The sequence below is a fragment of the Pseudomonas sp. MD195_PC81_125 genome, from assembly GCF_014060985.1.
Classification (GTDB): Bacteria; Pseudomonadota; Gammaproteobacteria; order Pseudomonadales; family Pseudomonadaceae; genus Aquipseudomonas; species Aquipseudomonas parakoreensis.
Map to the genome: position 1 here is coordinate 1 of NZ_JABULD010000611.1, position 1,338 is coordinate 1,338.

Consider the following 1,338-nt stretch of genomic DNA (forward strand, 5'->3'; position numbering starts at 1 on the left):
GGCTGCGATCTTTTGCTTTAAGCTTTACGCCAGTTGAGTATCAGCAAGGTCAGCACCCCCGCGACAATCCCCCAGAACGCCGAACCGATGGAAAACAGCGTCAACCCCGACGCCGTGACCATGAACGTGATCAGCGCCGCCTCGCGTTCTTTCACCTCGGTCATGGCAATGCTCAAACCGTTGATGATCGAACCGAACAGCGCCAATGCGGCAATCGACAGCACCAGTTCTTTCGGCAGCGCGGCAAACAGCGCCGCCAATGTCGCGCCGAACACCCCGGCAATCCCGTAGAAAATCCCGCACCAGACCGCGGCGGTGTAGCGTTTGTTGCGGTCTTCATGGGCGTGCGGCCCGGTACAGATGGCTGCGCTGATCGCCGCGAGGTTGATGCCGTGAGAACCGAACGGCGCCAGCAACAGCGAGGCGATGCCGGTGGTAGTGATCAGTGGCGAGGCCGGGACGTTGTAGCCATCGGCGCGCAGCACAGCGATGCCGGGCATGTTCTGCGAGGTCATCGCCACCACGAACAGCGGAATGCCGATGCTGATGGTCGCGGCCAGTGAGAAGTGCGGCGTGGTCCAGACTGGCGTCGCCACTTCCAGGTGAAAGCCGCTGAAATCCAGCAGCCCCATGAAGCCCGACAGCGCGGTGCCGATCAGCAATGCAGCGAGCACCGCGTAACGTGGCGACAGGCGCTTGACCAGCAGATAGGTGAAAAACATCCCCAGCACCAGCCCGGTACGGTGCTGTGCGGCGACGAAGATTTCGCTGCCGATCTTGAACAGAATCCCCGCCAGCAACGCCGCCGCCAGCGATGCCGGGATTTTTTTCACCAAACGTTCGAAGCTGCCGGTCAGCCCACAAATGGTCACCAGTACTGCGCAAGTGATGTAGGCGCCGATGGCCTCACCGTAGCTGACACCGCCCAGGCTGGTGATCAGCAGCGCTGCACCGGGGGTCGACCAGGCGATGGTGATCGGTGTGCGATAACGCAGCGACAAGCCAATCGAGCACACCGCCATGCCGATCGAGATCGCCCAGATCCACGAGGAAATCTGTCCGCTGCTCAGGCCCGCCGCTTGCCCGGCCTGGAACATCAGCACCAGCGAACTGGTGTAGCCGGTCAACATCGCGATGAAACCGGCGACGATCGCCGAGGGAGAAGTGTCGGCGAGAGGGCGCAGGCGGGTGTAGGTGGCGTCGTTCATGACGGCGGTGTTCCTTATACAGATGGAGATGTCCGCAATTACGCTGAACCCTGTGTAGGAGCTGCCGAAGGTGCGATCTTTTGATTTTTGATGTTTGGAAGCAAGATCAAGAGATCGCAGCCTTCGGCAG

The 1,338-nt window shown here is 61.0% G+C and carries 1 protein-coding gene; it reads right to left on the reverse strand.

The genetic code is table 11. From position 1 onward, the window contains the following. Nucleotides 1-17: 17 nt before the first annotated feature. Nucleotides 18-1,208 (reverse strand): benzoate/H(+) symporter BenE family transporter, encoded by a 1,191-nt coding sequence (locus tag HT737_RS24655; protein WP_182404178.1) that lies wholly within the window; start codon nucleotides 1,206-1,208, stop codon nucleotides 18-20. Between the last annotated feature and the right edge of the window lie 130 nt (nucleotides 1,209-1,338).

Excerpts from the sequence above, each read along its gene's own strand:
- HT737_RS24655 (WP_182404178.1), bottom strand. The coding sequence starts at position 1,208 with ATGAACGACGCCACCTACACCCGCCTGCGCCCTCTCGCCGACACTTCT.